Annotated in this window: 4 protein-coding genes; 1 reads left to right on the top strand and 3 read right to left on the bottom strand. The window is 69.6% G+C overall.

Annotation, left to right across the window (positions count from 1 at the left end):
• Positions 1-84 precede the first annotated feature (84 nt).
• Complete coding sequence (locus ABZS66_RS60335; RefSeq protein ID WP_354773815.1) at positions 85-525, bottom strand: SPW repeat protein; 441 nt, start codon at positions 523-525, stop codon at positions 85-87.
• Positions 526-973: 448 nt separating this feature from the next.
• On the opposite strand from ABZS66_RS60335, the gene ABZS66_RS60340 reads away from it, so the two are divergent.
• On the top strand, positions 974-3,835 hold the full coding sequence (locus ABZS66_RS60340) for a glycoside hydrolase family 48 protein (RefSeq protein WP_354773821.1): 2,862 nt from the start codon (positions 974-976) through the stop codon (positions 3,833-3,835).
• Between the two features lie 77 nt (positions 3,836-3,912).
• Here ABZS66_RS60340 and ABZS66_RS60345 read toward each other — a convergent pair whose 3' ends face one another.
• Together ABZS66_RS60345 and ABZS66_RS60350 are read right to left on the bottom strand one after the other, a co-directional pair.
• A complete protein-coding gene (locus tag ABZS66_RS60345; protein WP_354773817.1) occupies positions 3,913-4,581 on the bottom strand; it encodes a hypothetical protein in 669 nt (222 codons plus the stop codon).
• A gap of 41 nt (positions 4,582-4,622) precedes the next feature.
• On the bottom strand, positions 4,623-4,826 hold a 204-nt coding region (locus ABZS66_RS60350; RefSeq protein WP_354773819.1), incomplete at its 5' end, for a hypothetical protein.

The following is a 4,826-nucleotide window of genomic DNA, read 5'->3' on the forward strand; positions in this document are numbered from 1 at the left end:
GCGCACGTCGGCGATCCCGTCGCCGTCCAGCACCACCGACGGGGCCGGCGGCATCCGGCGGCTCACCGCCGGCCACGGCGGAAATCACCTGCGGGCACGTCCGGACCCGATGCCGGGCAGACGCAGCATCACCAGCCCTAGCACGATCATGACCAGGCCGGTCACGATGTTGTTCGCGATGGAGCCACCGCTGGCGTATGCGCCGTCGATGACCCAGGGGGAGATGAACGTCCACACCCCCAGGACCACCGGGACGAACGCCAGGCCGTGGGTACGGCCGTACGAGGCGGTGAAGGCGGTGGCCAGGAAGCCGACGGCGATGCCGCAGATAAGGTTGTTCACCGCGAGATCGGGCTGAGCACCGGCGAAGCCGACCACCCAGGGTGAGATGGCCAGGTAGACCCCGGTGAGCAACAGCAGCCCCTCGGCGATGTAGCCCGTAGGCGTCGACGACGCCAGGTCGTACCGCTCGCGCAGTTCGACGATGTCCGGGTGCCCTTCGAGGTCGGTGACGGGTCGGACCATGACGACCCCCCTTTCCTTGCGGATCACGAGGGCATCTAACCCGAATTCAGCGGAACTAACCCGCTACGTACGTTTCACGGATTTCGGGGCCGCCGCCCGGGTGGCGGGGGGCGCGGCGGTGGCGCTGCAGACGCCGGCCGCCGCACCCGGGATTCGCGTGGGAGCCGCGAGAACGGGTCGGCATCACCTCCAGGGATCGACGGGTGCGGTGACCATAGCCATCGACGGGCCTCCTTGTCCCGGGAGCGCTCCCATGCCAGAATCGTCGCCACCTCGCGTCTGGGAGCCGACGAGGCACTGGCAGCAATGGCCTTGCGTACCAAGCCATTGGCGCTGCCACACGCCCCACACCCGGTCCGAAACTTTCACGAGGAGCTGTATTTCCGTGAGCACCCCCACGAGACGCCGATGGCGCGCCCTGGCCGCCGGCCTCCTGGTCGCCGGAGCGATGGTCGCACTGCCGGCCGGCACCGCCCACGCGGCGACCGGCTGCCAGGTGACCTACTCCGTGCGCAGCCAGTGGCCGACCGGTTTCACCGGCGACCTGGTCGTCAAGAACCTCGGCGATGCGCTGTCCAGCTGGAACGTCACCTGGACGTTCGCCGGTAACCAGCAGCTGCAGCAGAGCTGGAACGGCGACTTCACCCAGACCGGCAACCAGGTCACGATCCGCAACGCGCCCTGGAACGGCAGCCTGCCCTCGGGCGGCACGGTCAACCCCGGCTTCAACGCCGCCTACAGCGGCACCAACGTGTCGCCGACGGCGTTCGCCCTCAACGGCGTCGCGTGCACCGGGCCGAACGCCTCGCCGACGGTGAGCATCACCGCGCCGGCGGCGAACACCCGCTACACGGCCCCGGCGTCGATCCCGATCACCGCCACCGCCAGCGACCCCGACGCCGGTGACTCGATCGCGAAGGTCGAGTTCTACCACGACGGCCTGCTGCTGGGCACCGACACGAGCTCCCCGTACGCCTACACGTGGACGGGCGTGCCGGCCCAGACGGCGGCGTACAGCCTCCAGGCGAAGGCCTACGACAGCAAGGGCGCGGTCACCACGTCCACCGCCGTGCCGGTGTTCGTGGACGCCCCGACCGGCCCGGCGATCGTCGCCACGCCCTCGCCGCTGACCGTCCCCGAGGGCGGCTCGACGCCGCTGTCGGTGAAGCTCAACCAGGCGCCGACGTCGAGCGTGACGGTGGCCGTCGCCCGCACCGGCGACACCGACATCACGGTCGCGCCGGCGTCGCTGACGTTCACCACCGCCAACTGGAACACCGCGCAGACCGTCACCGTCTCCGGCGCCCAGGACGCGGACAGCACCAACGGCACCGCGACGATCAACCTCACGGCGTCCGGGTGGACGTCCGCCGCGGTACCGGCGAACGAGAGCGACGACGACGTGGCCGGCGGCACCTACGTGCAGCGGTTCCTGGAGCAGTACCAGAAGCTGCACAGCGCCGGGTACTTCTCGCCCGAGGGCGTGCCGTACCACGCGATCGAGACCCTCGTCGTCGAGGCGCCGGACCACGGGCACGAGACGACGTCGGAGGCGTTCAGCTACTGGATCTGGCTGGAGGCCAACTACGGCCGGGTGAAGCAGGACTGGGCCCCGTTCAACAAGGCCTGGGACACGATGGAGAAGTACATCATCCCGACCCACGCCAACCAGACCACCGGCGGCTACAACCCGAACGACCCGGCCGACTACGCGCCGGAGGCCGACCAGCCGAGCCTCTACCCGTCGCAGGGCGGCAAGCTCGACTCGACCGTGAAGGTCGGCGTCGACCCGCTGTACAACGAGCTCGTCTCCACGTACGGCAACGCCGACGTCTACGGCATGCACTGGCTCGAGGACGTGGACAACGTCTACGGCTTCAGCTCGTGCACCCCGGTGGCCGGCTCGAAGGTGTCGTACATCAACACCTACCAGCGCGGCCCGCAGGAGTCGGTGTGGGAGACCGTCGCCCACCCGTCCTGCGAGAACTTCACGTACGGCCAGTCGGGCGCCGGCTACCTGCCGCTGTTCATCTCCGGCACGCCGGCGAAGCAGTGGCGCTACACCAACGCCCCCGACGCCGACGCCCGCGCGGTGCAGGCGGCCTACTGGGCGCTGCAGTGGGCGACCGAGCAGGGCAAGGCCGCCGACGTGTCGGCGACCGTCGCCAAGGCGGCGAAGATGGGTGACTACCTGCGCTACGGGATGTACGACAAGTACTTCAAGAAGCCGGGTTGCACCTCGACCGCCTGCGCGGCCGGCACCGGCAAGGACTCCGCTGCGTACCTCATGAGCTGGTACTACGCGTGGGGCGGCGACATGGGCGGCCAGTGGGCGTTCCGCATCGGCTCCAGCCACAACCACCAGGGCTACCAGAACCCGCTCGCGGCCTGGGCCCTGGCCAACGTGTCGGCGCTCGCGCCGCGTTCGCCGTCGGCGAAGGCGGACTGGCAGACCAGCCTCGGCCGGCAGCTGGAGTTCTACCAGTGGCTGCAGTCGTCGGAGGGCGCGTTCGCGGGTGGCGCGACGAACAGCTGGGGCGGTAACTACTCCGCTCCGCCGTCCGGCACGCCGACCTTCTACGGCATGTTCTACGACTACCAGCCGGTGTACCACGACCCGGCGTCGAACCAGTGGTTCGGCTTCCAGGCGTGGTCGGTGGAGCGGGTCGCGGAGTACTACTACGCGACCGGCGACGCCAAGGCCAAGGCGATGCTGGACAAGTGGGTGTCGTGGGCGATCGCGAACACCACCTTCACGTCGAACGGCGACTTCAAGATCCCCGACACCCTGTCGTGGACCGGCGCCCCGAACACGTGGAACCCGTCCAGCCCGCAGGCCAACACCAACCTGCACGTCTCGGTGGTGTCGACCGGCACGGACATCGGCGTGGCCGCCGCGTACGCGCGGCTGCTGACCTTCTACGGCGCCAAGGCCAACAACACGGCGGCCAAGACGACGGCGAAGAAGCTGCTGGACGGCATCTGGCTGCACACCGACGCGCAGGGCGTGGGCATCCCGGAGACCCGCACCGACTACAACCGCTTCGACGATGTCTGGTCCTCGAGCAACCAGCAGGGCCTGTTCATCCCGTCGGGCTACAGCGGCACGATGCCGAACGGCGACGTGATCGCCCCCGGCAAGTCGTTCCTGGACATCCGTTCCTTCTACAAGAACGACCCGAGCTGGCCGGCCGTCCAGGCGTACCTGAACGGCACCGGCCCGGCCCCGACGTTCACGTTCCACCGCTTCTGGGCCCAGTCCGACATCGCCATGGCGATGGCCGACTACGGCCTGCTGATCGGCTCGTGAACTAGGTAGTCCCGCTCCACCCGCCGCCCCGGCCCACCGCCGGGGCGGCGGCCTCCGGCCGATCGGCGTGCGACGGATCAGTCCGCGGCGCAGTAAAGCGTGTTGGTGTCGTCCTCCCGCACCGCGATCTCGATGTCCTTCTGCGGATGGGAGCCGACGAGGTTGCAATAGATCCCGGCCGAGAGCGCGTCGGGGTTGCTGACCGTATACGTCACCATGTACACGCCGTCACCCGTGGCGTTTCCGTCGCAGGCGACCTTGCCGGCCGGCACGTGCTGCTTGCCCCAGCGGTCGACCTCCTGGTCCGCGATGGTCATGCAGTCCCCGATCGAGTACCGGGGGTCCGGGCTGACGACCTTCCGCAACTGTGCGACCGCAAGCACGCAGGCGACGATGAGGACGACGGCCACCGCTGCGGAGACCGCGATCCACACGCCGGCCTTGGATCGGGAAGCACTCCGCGACCGCTCGGCCTGAGCGACCAGAACCGTGATCTCGTGCGCGGCACCCGGGTCGGCGCTCAGGAACGGCGCCGACCACTGCTGGAGACGCCCTTGCACGAACCGGAGGTCGGCGGAGCCGGACCGCACCGCGTGGTGAGCGGCGTCCAGCTCCAGTGCGACCTGTTGGCTCAGGCCCGGGTCGCCGCGCCCCAAGCGAAGGATGAGCCTGCCGCGCACGACTGCCCAGCCGTCCAGGGTCATCGCTCGCACGAGGGCTGCCGCTGTCGACGCCGCGAGCGCCATCTGATCGTCCATCGGCGGGCTCCGTCCCGGCGGGCCGAACATCAGTTGGACATGCCGTTGGTACCACGCAGCAGGCTCGGTTGACGTGCTCCCTTGAGCTTGCTTGTCGTGCCGGTCGGCCAGACCCGGGTCCACCGAACACAGGCGCGGTAGCGTGTGCAGCCGTGACCAGGCTCGACGGCGCGCTGCCGCGCGACGCCGCGACCGGCGAGGCCAACCGGCGGATCCGCCCCGGCCACCGCCGG

Origin of the sequence: Dactylosporangium sp. NPDC005572 (assembly GCF_040605515.1) — a bacterium.
Classification (GTDB): domain Bacteria; phylum Actinomycetota; class Actinomycetes; order Mycobacteriales; family Micromonosporaceae; genus Dactylosporangium.